This is a genomic window from Tateyamaria sp. syn59, assembly GCF_007995245.1.
Taxonomy (GTDB): domain Bacteria; phylum Pseudomonadota; class Alphaproteobacteria; order Rhodobacterales; family Rhodobacteraceae; genus Tateyamaria.
In genome coordinates this window covers 114,911-129,295 of the sequence record NZ_VCBA01000006.1, presented here as the reverse complement: position 1 = coordinate 129,295, position 14,385 = coordinate 114,911, and the positions used below count along the sequence as shown (strand labels likewise).

At 63.7% G+C, this 14,385-nt stretch carries 15 protein-coding genes; 8 read left to right on the top strand and 7 right to left on the bottom strand.

The window, feature by feature from the left end:
- The first annotated feature begins 18 nt into the window (after positions 1 to 18).
- Genes FD715_RS12995 through FD715_RS12980 form a run of 4 tightly spaced genes read left to right on the top strand, consistent with a single transcriptional unit; the run spans position 19 to position 4,674 of the window.
- Positions 19 to 2,841: a molybdopterin oxidoreductase family protein gene (locus FD715_RS12995; protein ID WP_147110290.1), complete on the top strand. Its 2,823-nt coding sequence runs from the start codon at positions 19 to 21 to the stop codon at positions 2,839 to 2,841.
- Entirely contained in the window at positions 2,838 to 3,047 is a 210-nt protein-coding gene (locus FD715_RS12990; protein WP_189799488.1) for a hypothetical protein, read from the top strand. The genes FD715_RS12995 and FD715_RS12990 overlap by 4 nt, the downstream gene beginning before the upstream one ends.
- Positions 3,044 to 3,802, top strand: coding sequence for a 4Fe-4S dicluster domain-containing protein (locus FD715_RS12985; protein ID WP_147110286.1), 759 nt, complete (start codon positions 3,044 to 3,046; stop codon positions 3,800 to 3,802). The genes FD715_RS12990 and FD715_RS12985 overlap by 4 nt, the downstream gene beginning before the upstream one ends.
- Positions 3,802 to 4,674, top strand: coding sequence for a DmsC/YnfH family molybdoenzyme membrane anchor subunit (locus FD715_RS12980; protein ID WP_147110285.1), 873 nt, complete (start codon positions 3,802 to 3,804; stop codon positions 4,672 to 4,674). The genes FD715_RS12985 and FD715_RS12980 overlap by 1 nt, the downstream gene beginning before the upstream one ends.
- Before the next feature lie 67 nt (positions 4,675 to 4,741).
- On the opposite strand, the gene dapA is transcribed toward FD715_RS12980, so the two are convergent.
- Positions 4,742 to 5,614 (bottom strand): 4-hydroxy-tetrahydrodipicolinate synthase, encoded by an 873-nt coding sequence (gene dapA / locus FD715_RS12975; RefSeq protein WP_147110283.1) that lies wholly within the window; start codon positions 5,612 to 5,614, stop codon positions 4,742 to 4,744.
- A 138-nt stretch (positions 5,615 to 5,752) separates the two neighbouring features.
- Here dapA and FD715_RS12970 point away from each other — a divergent pair, with 138 nt between their 5' ends.
- Entirely contained in the window at positions 5,753 to 7,714 is a 1,962-nt protein-coding gene (locus FD715_RS12970; protein WP_147110281.1) for a lytic transglycosylase domain-containing protein, read from the top strand.
- Here the strand turns inward: FD715_RS12970 and FD715_RS12965 are convergent.
- Both FD715_RS12965 and mnmD read right to left on the bottom strand, forming a co-directional pair.
- The gene (locus FD715_RS12965; RefSeq protein WP_255450650.1) at positions 7,688 to 8,557 is read right to left on the bottom strand and encodes a DMT family transporter; all 870 of its coding nucleotides are present in this window, start codon (positions 8,555 to 8,557) and stop codon (positions 7,688 to 7,690) included. The two genes, FD715_RS12970 and FD715_RS12965, sit on opposite strands and share 27 nt — an antisense overlap.
- Entirely contained in the window at positions 8,554 to 9,216 is a 663-nt protein-coding gene (gene mnmD / locus FD715_RS12960; protein ID WP_147110858.1) for a tRNA (5-methylaminomethyl-2-thiouridine)(34)-methyltransferase MnmD, read from the bottom strand. Before mnmD ends, FD715_RS12965 begins: the two co-directional genes overlap by 4 nt.
- Before the next feature lie 51 nt (positions 9,217 to 9,267).
- Between mnmD and FD715_RS12955 the strand changes: the two genes are divergently transcribed.
- Positions 9,268 to 10,305, top strand: a complete 1,038-nt coding sequence (locus FD715_RS12955; RefSeq protein WP_147110279.1) for an FAD-binding oxidoreductase — start codon at positions 9,268 to 9,270, stop codon at positions 10,303 to 10,305.
- On the opposite strand, the gene FD715_RS12950 is transcribed toward FD715_RS12955, so the two are convergent.
- Positions 10,302 to 11,099, bottom strand: a complete 798-nt coding sequence (locus FD715_RS12950) for an acyl dehydratase (protein ID WP_147110277.1) — start codon at positions 11,097 to 11,099, stop codon at positions 10,302 to 10,304. The two genes, FD715_RS12955 and FD715_RS12950, sit on opposite strands and share 4 nt — an antisense overlap.
- A gap of 30 nt (positions 11,100 to 11,129) precedes the next feature.
- Here FD715_RS12950 and FD715_RS12945 point away from each other — a divergent pair, with 30 nt between their 5' ends.
- Positions 11,130 to 11,531 carry a VOC family protein gene (locus FD715_RS12945; protein ID WP_223274870.1) on the top strand — a complete coding sequence of 134 codons (402 nt, stop codon included), beginning with the start codon at positions 11,130 to 11,132 and terminating at the stop codon, positions 11,529 to 11,531.
- Here FD715_RS12945 and FD715_RS12940 read toward each other — a convergent pair.
- The 3 genes from FD715_RS12940 to FD715_RS12930 all read right to left on the bottom strand — a co-directional run bounded on the left by FD715_RS12940 (position 11,528) and on the right by FD715_RS12930 (position 13,848).
- Positions 11,528 to 12,070 carry an NADPH-dependent FMN reductase gene (locus FD715_RS12940; RefSeq protein ID WP_147110273.1) on the bottom strand — a complete coding sequence of 181 codons (543 nt, stop codon included), beginning with the start codon at positions 12,068 to 12,070 and terminating at the stop codon, positions 11,528 to 11,530. The two genes, FD715_RS12945 and FD715_RS12940, sit on opposite strands and share 4 nt — an antisense overlap.
- Positions 12,071 to 12,181: 111 nt before the next feature.
- On the bottom strand, positions 12,182 to 12,844 hold the full coding sequence (locus FD715_RS12935) for an OmpA family protein (RefSeq protein WP_147110271.1): 663 nt from the start codon (positions 12,842 to 12,844) through the stop codon (positions 12,182 to 12,184).
- Positions 12,845 to 12,987: 143 nt separating this feature from the next.
- Positions 12,988 to 13,848: a bifunctional helix-turn-helix domain-containing protein/methylated-DNA--[protein]-cysteine S-methyltransferase gene (locus FD715_RS12930; protein WP_147110269.1), complete on the bottom strand. Its 861-nt coding sequence runs from the start codon at positions 13,846 to 13,848 to the stop codon at positions 12,988 to 12,990.
- A 138-nt stretch (positions 13,849 to 13,986) separates the two neighbouring features.
- Between FD715_RS12930 and FD715_RS12925 the strand changes: the two genes are divergently transcribed.
- Positions 13,987 to 14,379 carry a GFA family protein gene (locus FD715_RS12925; RefSeq protein ID WP_147110267.1) on the top strand — a complete coding sequence of 131 codons (393 nt, stop codon included), beginning with the start codon at positions 13,987 to 13,989 and terminating at the stop codon, positions 14,377 to 14,379.
- Positions 14,380 to 14,385: the final 6 nt, after the last annotated feature.

Genomic DNA, 14,385 nt, shown 5'->3' with positions numbered 1-14,385 from the left:
AGGCAAACGGGAGGCCAGATGACGTTCCAGCAACCTAAGATCAATACCTCGCCCCATGTCTCGGACGAGGTGCGCAAAACCACCTGCTACATGTGCGCCTGCCGTTGCGGGATCAACGTGCATATGAAGGACGGCAAGGTCGCCTATATCGAGGGCAACCGCGACCACCCGGTGAACCAGGGCGTGCTCTGCGCCAAAGGATCGGCAGGCATCATGCAGGTCAACGCCCCCTCGCGCCTGCGCAAGCCGCTCAAGCGCGTGGGCGAACGCGGCTCTGGCGAATTCCAGGAAATCGAGTGGGACGAGGCGCTACAGATCGCAACCGACTGGCTGGCCCCGATCCGCAAGGACGACCCCTCGAAGCTGGCCTTCTTCACAGGCCGCGACCAGTCGCAAAGCTTCACCAGCTTCTTTGCCCAGAATTTCGGCACCCCCAACTATGCGGCCCATGGCGGTTTCTGCTCTGTCAACATGGCCGCCGCTGGCATCTACACGATGGGGGGAGCGTTCTGGGAATTCGGCCAGCCCGATTGGGATCACACCAAGCTCTTCATGCTGTTCGGCGTGGCCGAAGACCACGACAGCAACCCGATCAAGATGGGCATCGGCAAGATCAAGGCACGCGGCGCGCGCGTTATCGGCGTGAACCCGATCCGCACAGGCTACAACGCGGTGGCCGATGACTGGGTCGGCATCACCCCCGGCACTGATGGCTTGTTCATCCTGTCCCTCGTCCACTGCCTGATGAAAGCGGGCAAGATCGACGTGAACTACCTGGCGCAATTCACCAACGCGCCCTGCCTGATCAACGGCGACGAGAAGTCGCCGGAGTTCGGCCTCCTCCTGCGCGACGACAACGGCAAGGAACTGGTGATCGACCGCGCCACAGGCAAGCTGACCCCCTTCGACCAGAAAGGCGTCAAACCCGACCTCACCGCCACCCACCGCCACGCAGGCATTAGCCACCGCACGGTCATGCAGCATATGGCCGAACGCTACCTGTCGGACGAGTACGCGCCCGAGGCCGTCGCAGACCGCGTCGGCATCTCCGCCAAACGCATCCGCACGCTGGCCGCCGAAATCGCCCGCGTCGCCTTCGACGGAGCGTTCGAGCTGCAACAGGAATGGACCGACTTCCGCGGCGAAACGCACAAGACAATGCAAGGCCGCCCCGTCTCCTTCCACTCCATGCGCGGGATTTCGGCCCACGCCAACGGCTTCCAGACCTGCCGCGCGCTTCACGTGCTACAAATCCTGCTGGGCACGGTCGAAGTTCCCGGCGGGTTCCGCTTCAAACCGCCCTACCCGAAACCCGCCACGGCGCACCCGAAACCGCACTGCGGCACCACGCCCGACAAACCTCTTGATGGCCCGCACCTGGGCTTTGTCCACGGCCCTGATGATCTGGCCCTGAAGGAAGACGGCACCCCGGCCCGCATCGACAAGGCGTTCAGCTGGGAAAATCCCATGTCCGCCCACGGGCTGATGCACATGGTGATCTCGAACGCCTATGCGGGCGATCCTTACAAGATCGACACGCTGTTCATGTACATGGCGAACATGTCGTGGAACTCGTCCATGAACACGCGCGGTGTGATCGACATGCTGACCGACAAGGACGACAACGGCGACTACGTTATTCCGCGCATCATCTATTCGGATGCGTATAGCTCAGAAATGGTCGCCTATGCCGACCTGATCCTGCCCGACACAACCTACCTCGAACGGCACGACTGCATCTCACTGCTCGACCGCCCCATTTGCGAGGCCGACGCTGCCGCCGACGCCATCCGCTGGCCAGTGATCGAACCCGACCGCGACGTGCGCGGCTTCCAATCGGTGCTCTGCGAGCTCGGCGCCAAACTCGGCCTGCCCGGCTTCACCAATGACGACGGCAGCCAGAAATATGCCGACTACGGCGACTACATCGTCAACCACGAACGCAAACCGGGCATCGGCCCCCTCGCCGGTTGGCGCATGGGCGAGGATGGCCTGGTAAACGGGCGTGGCGGCATCAACGAAAGCCAACTCGACAACTACATCGAAAATGGCGGCTTCTGGGTCGGGCATATCCCGGACGAAGCGCTTTACTACAAACCTTGGAACAGTGCGTACCAGGACTGGGCCGTGGGCATGGGCCTCTTCGACAGCCCACAACCCTATCTCTTCACGCTCTACGTGGAACCCATGCGCCGCTTCCAACTCGCAGCCGAAGGGCATGGCGACCGCCAGCCCCCGGATCACCTGCGCGAGCGGATCAAGGCAACGATGGATCCGCTGCCGATCTGGTACGACCCGTCACCCGACAACCACTGCGACGACTACCCGATCACAGCACTCACCCAGCGCCCCATGGCGATGTACCACTCCTGGGGCAGCCAGAACGCATGGCTGCGGCAACTCCACGGCCACAACCCGCTCTACCTGCCGACCAAGCTGATGCGGGAAAACAGCCTCAGCGACGGCGACTGGGCCAAAGTCACATCGCCCCACGGCGAAATCACCGTGCCGGTTCTCGAAATGGCCGCACTCAATGAAAACACGGTCTGGACCTGGAACGCGATCGGCAAGCGCAAAGGCGCCTGGGCGCTCGACGAAAACGCGCCAGAAGCGACCAAGGGCTTCCTGCTGAACCACCTGATCCACGAGCTGCTCCCACCAAAGGGCGACGGGCTCCGCTGGGCCAACTCCGACCCGATCACGGGGCAGGCGGCGTGGTTCGACCTCAAGGTCCGCATCGAAAAGGCCGACGCACCCAGCGAAAGCCAACCCGCGATGGGGCCGATCAAATCCCCGGTGGGCAAAGGGCCAATGCAGCTGGCATGGAAGGTCGGCAAATGACCCCCATCCAGCGCACCCTCCTCGCCATCGCGGCTTTCGTTATCATCGCCGTGGGTACGTTCATCTACTTCATCGCCAACTGGGACGCGTCAAAAGCCGAACCCATCGGCATGAAGCACGACCGTCCAGCCTTCCCTGTTTCGAAAAAATCCCGGGGTCTGGGGCAGAGCCCCAGTCCTGCCCTCTCAGTGAGGACCACCGCATGACCACCCTACCCCAATCCACCGAACGCAAACTCGGCCTCGTCATCGACCTGGATACTTGTGTCGGCTGCCACGCCTGCGTGATCTCGTGCAAAGGCTGGAACACCGAAAACTACGGCGCACCGCTGGCAGACACGGATGCGTATGGCAGCGACCCTTCCGGCACGTTCCTCAACCGCGTCCACAGCTACGAGGTGCAACCAAGCCAAGGCGAAGCACAACTCATCCACTTCCCCAAATCCTGCCTGCATTGCGAGGACGCGCCCTGCGTCACGGTCTGCCCGACGGGCGCCAGCTACAAGCGCACCGAAGACGGCATCGTACTGGTGAATGAGTCGGACTGCATCGGCTGTGGCCTCTGCGCCTGGGCCTGCCCCTATGGCGCGCGGGAAATGGACGCGGTGGAAAAGGTGATGAAAAAATGCACCCTCTGCGTGGACCGCATCTATAACGAAAACCTGCCCGAGGAAGACCGCGAACCCGCCTGCGTGCGGACCTGCCCCGCAGGTGCGCGCCACTTCGGTGACTTCGCGGACCCCGAAAGTAATGTGTCGAAACTCACCGCCGAACGCGGCGGCATGGACCTGATGCCCGAACAGGGCACCAAGCCCGTGAACAAGTACCTGCCGCCCCGTCCCAAGGACACGCTGTCCGAGGGCGCGGGCGACATCGACATCCTTGCCCCCTACCTCGAACCCGTCGCACAAGAAGCCACTGGCTTCCTCGGCTGGCTCGACAAGACGTTGGAGAAACTCTGATGCATCCCGCACCCTCCGTTATTTTCTTCACGGTCTTTTCCGGCATCGGCTTTGGCCTCCTGACCTTCCTCGGCCTCGGCTACCCGGCGGTCACCGGTTGGTCTGCCTTCGCGTTCTTCGTCATCGGCTATCTCTGCGCGGTCGGCGGGCTGATCTCCTCCACCTTCCACTTGGGCCACCCGGAACGCGCATTCAAAGCGTTCACCCAGTGGCAATCGTCCTGGCTCAGCCGCGAGGGCATCTGTGCGGTCGTCGCCCTGATCCTCATGGCGCTCTATGGCGCAGGGCTGGTGTTCTTCGGCCAGCGCTGGGGTCTTCTTGGTGTCATCGGGTCGTTCTTCTCACTCATGACCGTCTTCACGACGTCCATGATCTACGCCCAGCTCAAAACCATCCCGCGCTGGAACTCACCCCTCACCCCCGCCATGTTCCTCAGCTTTTCGCTTGCAGGCGGCGCGTTGCTCGCTGGCCAGGTCACGTGGGCCATGGCCCTCATCGCCATATCGGGCGTCATCCAGGTGGTGCTATGGATGCAAGGCGATGGCGCGCTCAAAGGTTCGGGCACGACGCTCGCAACCGCAACGGGCCTCGGCACAAACGGCAGCGTCCGCGCGTTCGAGCCGCCGCATACAGGCACCAACTATCTGCTCAAGGAATTTGCGTACGTCGTGGGCCGCAAGCACAGCATGAAGCTGCGGACGATCTCATTCGTGCTGATGGTTGTGCTGCCGGTCTTGCTGCTGGCGCTGCCCTTCTCGCACTGGATCGCGCTTGTGGCCGTGGTCAGCTACGTCGCAGGCACTCTGGCCTCGCGCTGGCTGTTCTTTGCGGAGGCCGAACACGTGGTCGGCCTCTACTACGGCAAACGGTGATAACGGTGGGCAGATTGCCCAACCTGCGGTTACGCGGCATATAGGGTGGGCAATCTGCCCACCTCTTTTACATCAGCCCGGCAAACTCCAACGCCGCATCAACCTTGGCCTTGGTCTCATCTGCAAGCCCGGTCAGCGGCAAGCGCACCTCGTCCGAACACAGCCCCAACCGCGACATGGCATATTTCGCACCAACAAGCCCCGGCTCGGTAAAGATCGCCTTATGCAGCGGCATCACCTTGTCCTGGATCTCCAGCGCCTTGGCATAGTCACCGGCGAGACACGCCTCCTGCATCTGGCTCAGCAGCTTCGGCGCCGCGTTGGCCGTGACGGAAATACAACCCATACCGCCCTGGGCGTTGAACCCATGCGCCGTCGCATCCTCACCCGACAACTGGATGAAATCCGGACCGCAGGCCAAGCGCTGATCGCATACGCGGGCCAGATCACCGGTCGCATCCTTCACACCCACAATACGCGGCAGTTTGGCAAGCTCCGCCATCGTGTCAGGCGTCATGTCGATCACCGACCGGCCGGGGATGTTGTAAATGATGATCGGAATGTCGGCACAATCATGCAGCGCGGTGAAATGCGCGATCAGACCGCGCTGTGTCGGCTTGTTGTAGTAGGGCGTCACGACCAACGCCGCATCCGCACCCACCTTCGCAGCGCACTCGACGAACCGAATGGCCTCGACCGTGTTGTTCGACCCGGCCCCCGCAATGACGGGAATGCGGCCCGCGGCGGCTTTCACAACCGTTTCGATGACAGTCTCGTGCTCCTCATGGGTCAGGGTCGGGCTTTCGCCAGTGGTGCCCACAGGCACTAGCCCGTGCGAACCTTCGCCCACATGCCACTCAACAAGTTTCTTGAGCGTTTCCAGATCCAAAGCGCCGTTACGAAACGGCGTGACGAGGGCAGGCATAGAACCTTTGAACATTCTCACGCTCCTTTTTTACGTGTGGCAGGCAGAGGGCCTGGTGTGAATTTGCGATATGCCCGGAAACGTGAGTTGAACTGTCACCGTCCGCACATATTCTCAGAGGCTCTAGCCACGCGACGCAGGGAATTGCAAGAGATGAGCCGGATTGCCCTCGCCTTTGCCCTGCTTTTTGCATCCGTTGTGGCCGCAGCAGCAGAACGGCCCCGCCCCCTCGGCTGGGCGATGGAGGCGCTGCGCGGCGGCAGCTGGGACACTGCCGCAGCCCTTGCCGCCCGCGACGGTGAAGTGGCCGCCGACATCATCGAATGGCAGCGCCTGCGCGCCGGTCGCGGCACCTATCAAGATGTGGTCGACTTCCTCGACCGCCGCCCCGACTGGCCCGGCGAAGCACTGCTGCGCGCACGCTCCGAAGAGGCAGTCGCGGACGCCTCCGACGCCGCGATTCTCGCTTTCTTCGAAGAGATGGCCGCGCAAACACCCGAAGGTGTTCTGGCCCACGCCGCAGCCCTCACCCGCGCCGGTCGGGATGGAGAGGCCGAGGCAAACCTCGTCCTCGCGTGGCGCACGCTGCCCATGTCGGACACAACACATGCACGCTATCTCAACGCGCATGGTGATCTGCTGAAATCCCATCATGCCGCCCGCCTCGACGCGCTTCTATGGTCAAACGACCTCCCCAGCGCGCGCCGCATGTTCGACCTCGTGGACAAGGGGCAACTGGCCCTCGCCCAGGCGCGCATCGGGCTTGGGGCGCTTGCAAACAACGTCGACGCCCTGATCGACGCAGTGCCGGAAGCACAGCAAAACGACCCCGGCCTCGCCCACGCCCGATTTGAATGGCGCGTGCGCAAGGGCCGCTGGGATGACGCCAAGGCGCTGCTCATGGACACGTCCCGCTCCGCCGACGCCCTGGGCCAGCCAGAGGAATGGTCCAACCGCCGCCGCGCACTCGCCCGCGATGAAATGCGCGACGGCGACGCTGCGCTGGCATACCAACTGGCCGCCCGCCACTTCCTGACCGAAGGGTCGGCCTATGCCGATCTCGAATGGCTCGCAGGCTACATCGCCCTGCGTCAGCTACAGGACCCCGAGGTGGCACTCGGTCACTTCCAGAATCACCGCAACGCCACCCGCTCCCCAATCTCGCGCGGACGCGCGGGCTACTGGATCGGACGCGCGCACGAGGCGATGGGCAACGAAGAAGAGGCGCGCGCCGCCTACACCGAAGGCGCGCAATACCAGACCTCCTTCTACGGCCTCCTTGCCGCCGAACGCGCAAACCTCCCCACCGATCCGCTCTTCGATGGCTCCGAAACCTTCGCAAGCACTCCAGACAATCCCCTCGCAGACAGCGACCTCTTCGAGGCAGGCCTGCTCCTGCAGGCCTCCGGCGAACTTTCCCTCGCCGAACGCTTCTGGACCCACCTCGCCGAAACCCTCGACCGCGACGCGGCCGGGCGGCTGGGCCAGGTGGCCATCGCCGCAGGCCAGCCCCACCTTGCCGTGATGATCGGCAAGCAGGTGGCACGGCGGGGCATCACGATCCATGGGCCCTACTACCCTCTGCATCCCCTCGCAGATGCCGACCTGCCCATGGCACCGGAAATGAACCTCGCCATCGCGCGGCGCGAAAGCGAATTTGATCCCGTGGTGCAGTCGGGTGTCGGCGCGCGCGGGCTGATGCAGATCATGCCCGGCACAGGCCGCGACGTCGCCGCCGATCTGGGCCTGTCTGCAGACCACACAACCGCACGTCTCATCACCGACCCGGTCTACAACGCGCGCCTCGGCGCCACATATCTCAGCCAGCTGGCCGGTCGTTTTGACGGCAACGTGATCCTGATGTCGGCAGGCTACAACGCAGGCCCCTCCCGCCCCGACCAGTGGATGCTGCGCTATGGAGATCCGCGCCGTGGGACCGAGGATTTCGACGTCATCGACTGGATCGAACACATTCCCTTTCGGGAAACCCGCAACTACGTTATGCGCGTCACCGAAAGCCTGCCCATCTATCGCGCACGCCTCGGCGGTGACCCCCTGCCGATCCCGTTTTCCGAAGAGCTGACCGGCTCAACCCTGCAGTCGTTCGCGCCATAGCGTGAACAGCCCCGCCGCCACGATAATGGCCGCACCGATCATCACATTCACTTCCAGCACCTCACCAAAGACGGTGATGCCGACCAACGCGGCAAAGACCATCTGGAAGTAAGCAAAAGGTTGCACCGCGCTCGCCTCAGCCACCTCATAGGTGCGAATAAGCAGCCAATGCCCCAACGCCCCCGTCAGGCACAGCGCCCCCATCCAGCACCAATCGGCAGCGCTCATCGGCTCCCAGAACCAGACGCCGACGCAGGTCATGCCCACGGCCCCTACCGTCCCGGTCCAGAAAAAGCTCGTCGCCGTGCTGTCGTCGCGTGCCACGTAACGCGTCAGCACGCCGTAGATGGCAAACATGATCGCCGACGCCAACGGGATCACCACGGCGGGGTCGAACACCCCCATACCGGGCTGCAAAATGATCAGCACGCCCACAAAGCCGACCCCGATCGCGGCCCATCGCCGCCAGCCGACACGCTCTCCCAATATCGGCCCTGACAGGGCCGCCACGATCAGCGGATATGCGGCAAACACCGCATGACTCTCTACCAATCCCAGAATGGTAAAGGCGGTAACCATCACGCAAATCTCGGCGGCCAACAGCAGCCCGCGCAGGCCCTGCACCACCGGTTGCCGCGTCCGTGCGGCCGCCCGCAGACCCCCGGCCTTGCGCGCGGCCACGCTGATGACAAAGGCAGCGAAGAACCAGTACCGGATCATCACCACCATGAAGACGTTGTATTCCGCCGCCAAATGGCGCGAGATCCCGTCCTGGCTCGCAAACACCACCGACACGGCAACCATCAGCGCAATGCCCAACCGCGTATTGTTGCCCTGGCTCACCCCAGCACCGCGCGCGTCATGTGCCGCTTGCGGCCAAAGCCGGGCACGCGGGTGACGGTGAACCCCGCGTCTTCAAGTCCCCGCCGGACAAAACCCGCCGCGGTATAGGTCGCCGCCGTGCCACCGGGCTTCGTATGCGCGGCAACCTCCGCCACCAGGTCCGCGCCCCATAATTCGGGGTTCTTCGCAGGCGAAAACCCATCCAGAAACCACGCATCCGCCTTGCCGTCCCAAGCCGCCAATGTATCCCGCGCGTCGCCCTCGATCACGGTCAGCGTGGCATCGTCGAACTTCGCCGACCCACCGCCCGCAGCGACCAAATGCCCGGCCAACTCCGCCACCTCGGGAAACGCCGCCAAGGCCTTCTCCATCTCCGACACCTCCATCGGAAACGCCTCGAAACTGGTGAACCTGAACCGCCCCGGCACCCCAGCATCCCGCCACGCCGCCCAAGCGGTCAGAAAGTTCAAACCCGTCCCAAACCCCAGCTCCGCAATATGAAACCCATGCGCAAACCGCGCAGGCAGGTCATTGCCCGCCAAAAACACATGCCGCGTCTCGGCCAACCCGTCCTCAAGCGAAAAATACGGATCGTCAAAGCGCACCGACACCGGAACGCGCCCCTCGCGCCACTCAAGCTCTGCCCGCTGGTCCTGCATCATCCGCCCCTGTAAAGGATGTCGCGGCGACCTTGGCGAAAGGCATCTGGAATGGCAACGGCAGACATCACCGTCCGCGGCGCAGGCATCTTTGGCCTGTCCATCGCATGGGTGCTCGCGCGCCGTGGTGCGAAGGTGCAGGTGATCGACCCAAACGGCCTCAGCGCAGGGGCGTCAGGCGGCATTGTCGGCGCGCTGGCCCCCCACGTCCCGGAAAACTGGAACCCGAAAAAGCAGTTCCAACTGGAAAGCCTGCTCATGGCCGAACCCTTCTGGGCCGAGGTCGAGGCGACAGGCGGCAAATCCCCCGGCTACGCGCGCACAGGCCGCTGCCAGCCCATCGCCGACGACACGGCATTGGCTCTCGCCCAACAGCGCAGCGAGACGGCCAAGCCACTATGGGGCGACGCCGCCACATGGACGGTCCGCCCCATCGCGGACCCTCAATGGTCCGCAAACAGCCCCACCGGCATGGAAATCTTCGACACACTCAGCGCCCGCACCCACCCGCGCCAAGCCTGTCAGGCCCTCGCCGCAGCCCTCAAAACCCAAGGCGTAGACATCCAGACCCAAGGCCCGGACACCGACATCACCATCCACGCCACTGGTGTCGCCGGCCTCGACGCGCTCAACGCCCAAAACCCCCGCATGGTCGGTGCGGGGATCAAAGGCCAAGCCGCCCTGCTTGACTTTGCCGCCCCCGATGCGCCGCAACTCTTCGCAGACACGCTCCACATCATCCCGCATACCGACGGCACCACGGCCATCGGCTCCACAACCGAACGGGAATATGCCGACCCCACCAGCACAGACGCGCAACTGGACGACATCATCGCCCGCGCCCGCGCCGTCGTACCTGCTCTCAAAGATGCCAAAGTCATCGCCAGGTGGGCGGGCCTCCGCCCCCGCTCCCGCAGCCGCGCACCCATGCTCGGCCTATGGCCCGACAGGCCGGGTCACTACATCGCAAACGGCGGGTTCAAGATCGGCTTCGGCATGGCCCCGAAAGTCGCGCACACAATGGCCGACCTGATCCTCGACGGTCGCGACACAATCCCACAAGGGTTCGAGGTGGACGCCTCCCTCTAGGCCTCTGCCTCCATGCACAGCCGTCCATCCGGCCCGCGCACCCACAGGCTCCGCCCCTTCCGGCAAAACGTGCCCACCTCATGGTGCATCAACGGCGACGTCGCCCGAAACCGGAAGCGCTCCAAGGGCCCCAAAGCCGCCTCTGCCATCAGCATCAAATGTTGCGCCAACAGCGGCCCATGCACCACCAACCCGTCATAGCCCTCAACCGCGCGGGCATAGGGCTGGTCATAGTGAATACGGTGCCCATTGAACGTCAGCGCTGAGTACCGAAAGAGCAGCGTCGCATCAAAGGACAGCTGCAACGCCTGCTCCTCATCCGTTGCCGCCACCGGCGGCACCGAACGCGGCGCACCCGGATCCGGGTCCTCGCGATAAACCAGATCCTGCCATTCGGACACGCAAAGCGTCCCACCCTGCCAGATCTCATGGCGCAGGGTGACAAACGCCAGCGGCCCCGTCCGCCCCGCCTTGCGCACGGCGTTCTCACACACAGTCACCCGCTCGGCCTCCGCGCCAAGCCGTAAAGGCACATGAAAGCGCAACCGCCCCCCGGCCCACATCCGGCGGGGCAGGCCCATGTCCGGGATCACGCCCCCCACCTTGGGATGCCCGTCCCGGCCCAGACCCTCGGGCGGTGCGGGTGACCAGAAATACAACTGGTGAAAAAATGGCGGCAACGCATCGCCCGCCTGCAATGTCGCTTCACCCCCGAGCGCCACCTGTATTGCGCAGGCCCGCGCAGGGTCCATCACATCGCTTTGACGAAGCTCAAGTTCAGGGTCATGGTCCATGCACCGGACCATGGGGCAGGAGGATGCAAATTGGAACAGCCCACGCTCACATCACTCGATCACCTCGTCCTGACGGTGCAGGACATCGAAACGACGATAGCTTTCTACACAACCGTCCTTGGCATGACGCATATGCCCTTCCAGGTGGCCGACGGCTCCACACGGCACGCGCTCGCTTTCGGTCCGCAAAAGATCAACCTGCACCATGCCGACAACACCTTCGACCCCAAAGCCGCACAACCGACCAAGGGCAGCGCCGATCTCTGCTTTCTGACAGACACACCGATCCCCGACTGGCAGGCGCACTTCAAAAGCACAGGCACACCCATCGAAGACGGCCCAGTGCCACGCTCAGGCGCGCAGTTCTCGATCCTGTCGCTCTACATCCGCGACCCGGACGGCAACCTGATCGAGATCAGCACACGGGCCTAGCGGCCAATCTCAGCCCGCAGCGCTTCCATCAGCGCCGTCAACTCTCGGACATAGATCTCGCCCGTCAACCGCCCGTCCGCATCGAATTCCTTGCTGGACCCGGCCAGATGGATCTCTGGCCCCTGCAATATCCGCGGCCGGAACGGCACCATGCAGGCGCGCAGGATCATCTGCGCCCGCTCACCACCGGCGCGACCAGCCGCTGCCGACATCACGGCCACGGGCTTGTCCGTCCACGGTTTTCCTTCCACACGGCTCACCCAATCCAGCGCGTTCTTCAGCACACCGGGGGGCGCCTTGTTGTATTCGGGCGTCGAAATAATGACGGCATCAGCCTCCGCAATTTGCTTGGCCATCACTTGCGCAGGCTCCGGCACACCATCCGACGCCTCCAGATCACCGTCGTAGAGTGGCATCCGCAAATCCGCCTCGTTGAAGGTGCAGTCGCCAAACAGCCGGGCCGCCTCGCGTATGAGTTTGGTGTTCGTCGCGTCCTTACGAAGTGACCCAGAAATCCCCAGCAAAATTGGCGTCGCCATAATCCGTCCTTCATTCTTAACCGCCACTCAGAATGGCGCGTTCCCCCCACAAAGCAAGAGGCCCCGGCGATGCACCGGGGCCTCTGATATCCGTTTGGTCTGTTTTTGACCTTATGCCGGGTTCGGCAGGATCACGATCTCGACCCGGCGGTTCTGCTGCTTGCCCGCCGCTGTTGCGTTGGTGGCAATCGGCTGGCTCTCGCCACGGCCAAAGGCCTGGATCCGGTTGAACGGCACGCCCTGCCCGATCAGCACATCGGCCACAGCATTGGCGCGACGCTCGGACAGTTGTTGGTTGAACGCGGCATCGCCATCACTGTCGGTATGGCCGATGATCTGGACCGTCGACGCCGGATAGCGATCAAGGCTGCGCGAAAGTGCTGCCATATCGGCGGTCAGGCCCGGACGCACGGTAAAGCTGTTGACGTCGAACAGGATCGCCTCGGGGAAGGACACGATCAGACGGTCGCCGGTGTTGGTGATGGTCACGCCGCTGGCCAACTCGCGGCGCAACTCGGCTTCCTGCTGGTCGAGGTCATAGCCGATGGCGCCACCGACAAGGCCGCCCACGACGGCGCCCGCTACGGCGGTGTTGCGATTGCCCGCAATGGCGCCGATGACCGCGCCCGACGCGGCACCGATGGCCGCACCACGGTTGCGATTTTCATTGATGCGTTCACCGCTTGGTCCAGTGGTGCCCAACGCGTTGGGATCTGTACAGGCGCTCAGCGCGGCAATGGCGCCAATGGCGAAAACGACGGGGGATTTAAGCATGTCTCTTATCCTACTGCCTTCCAAAACGGGGACGTGTTCGGGCACGTCTCCTTATCGTGGACGCAAGATAGGCAGCAAAAGTTCCCGAAAACAGGGGGAAAATGCGATCAGCAACATCCCGCGCAGTATCGTGAAGGCACGTGTCAGGCCTCCGCGCGGGCAGATTCGTAGGCCAAAAGCGCCCGTTTGACCGGCAATCCCCAGTGATACCCACCCAGTCCCCCGGACTTGCGCAGCGCCCGGTGGCATGGGATCAACCAGCTGACCGGGTTGCGGCCCACAGCGGTGCCCACCGCGCGCACCGCACGCGGGTTTCCGATGCTCTCGGCAATCTCGGAATAGGTGGTCACGTGGCCGGACGGGATCTGCAGCAGCGCCTCCCACACCTTGATCTGGAACGGCGCGCCGATCAGAAAAAGAGGCGCCTTGTTCAGCTTCGCATCCTCAGCCCCAAAGGCCGCCAACACCCAGGGGCGCAGCCGCATGGGGTCCTCGACATACGTGGCCTTGGGCCAGCGGCGCACCAGGTCCTCCATCGCGCAGTCCTCGCCCATCTCAGCGGCAAAGCCCAGACCGCAAATCCCCTTGTCCGTACCCATGACAAGTGCGAGGCCAAAAGGACTGTCGAACCAGCCCCAATAGATGGTCAGCCCGGCACCGCCCTTGGCGTAATCACCGGGGCTCATCGACTCCCAGCGCAGGAACAGGTCATGCAGCCGCCCGGACCCGCTGAGGCCCGTGGCATGGGCGGTCTCAAGCGTCGTGAAGCGTTCGTTCAGCAGGGCCTTGGCATGGCCCAGCGCGAGATATTGCTGATAGCGCTTGGGCGAGACGCCGACCCAACGGGAAAAGATGCGCTGAAAATGCGCGGGGCTCATGTCCATCTCGGCGGCCAGCGCATCAAGGCTCAGCGGCGCCTCGGCACCGTCGATCAAGTCGATGGCGCGGCGCATCACGCCGTAGTGGTATCCGGTCTCAGTGGCGGTATGTGTGCTCTGTTCCATGACAGTCAAACTAGGCGAGCCATACGGCACACGCGACCCGTTTCCTGTGCATTTCCAAGGATGGCCCACTTGGCGCCACGACATCATCTGCCCACATAATGACACGGACCTATCAGCACGACACAGCCGAGGGACAGTATGCCAAACCCTATCACCCATACCGGCGGCTGCCTTTGCGGCGCGATCCGGTTCACGGCGACCGGCCCCGCGCTGAAACCCCACACCTGTTCCTGCAAGATGTGCCAACGCCACAGCGGCGCGCTGACAACAGTGTGGGTCGAGTTTCCCACGGACGCCGTGGCCTGGACCGGCCCCGGCGGCGCACCCGCTACGTACCGGTCGTCCGACGGGTCCAGCCGCGCCTTCTGTCCGACCTGCGGCAGTACGCTGGGAGCCATCGACGACGAGCCCGTGATCGCACTTCTTATCGGCACGTTCGACAATAGCGCGACGCCAGACCTCGTGCCGACAGCCCACTCCTATACCGGCGGCAAACCGAAATGGTGGCACGTGTCGGTGCGCACCAGCTAAGGCGCG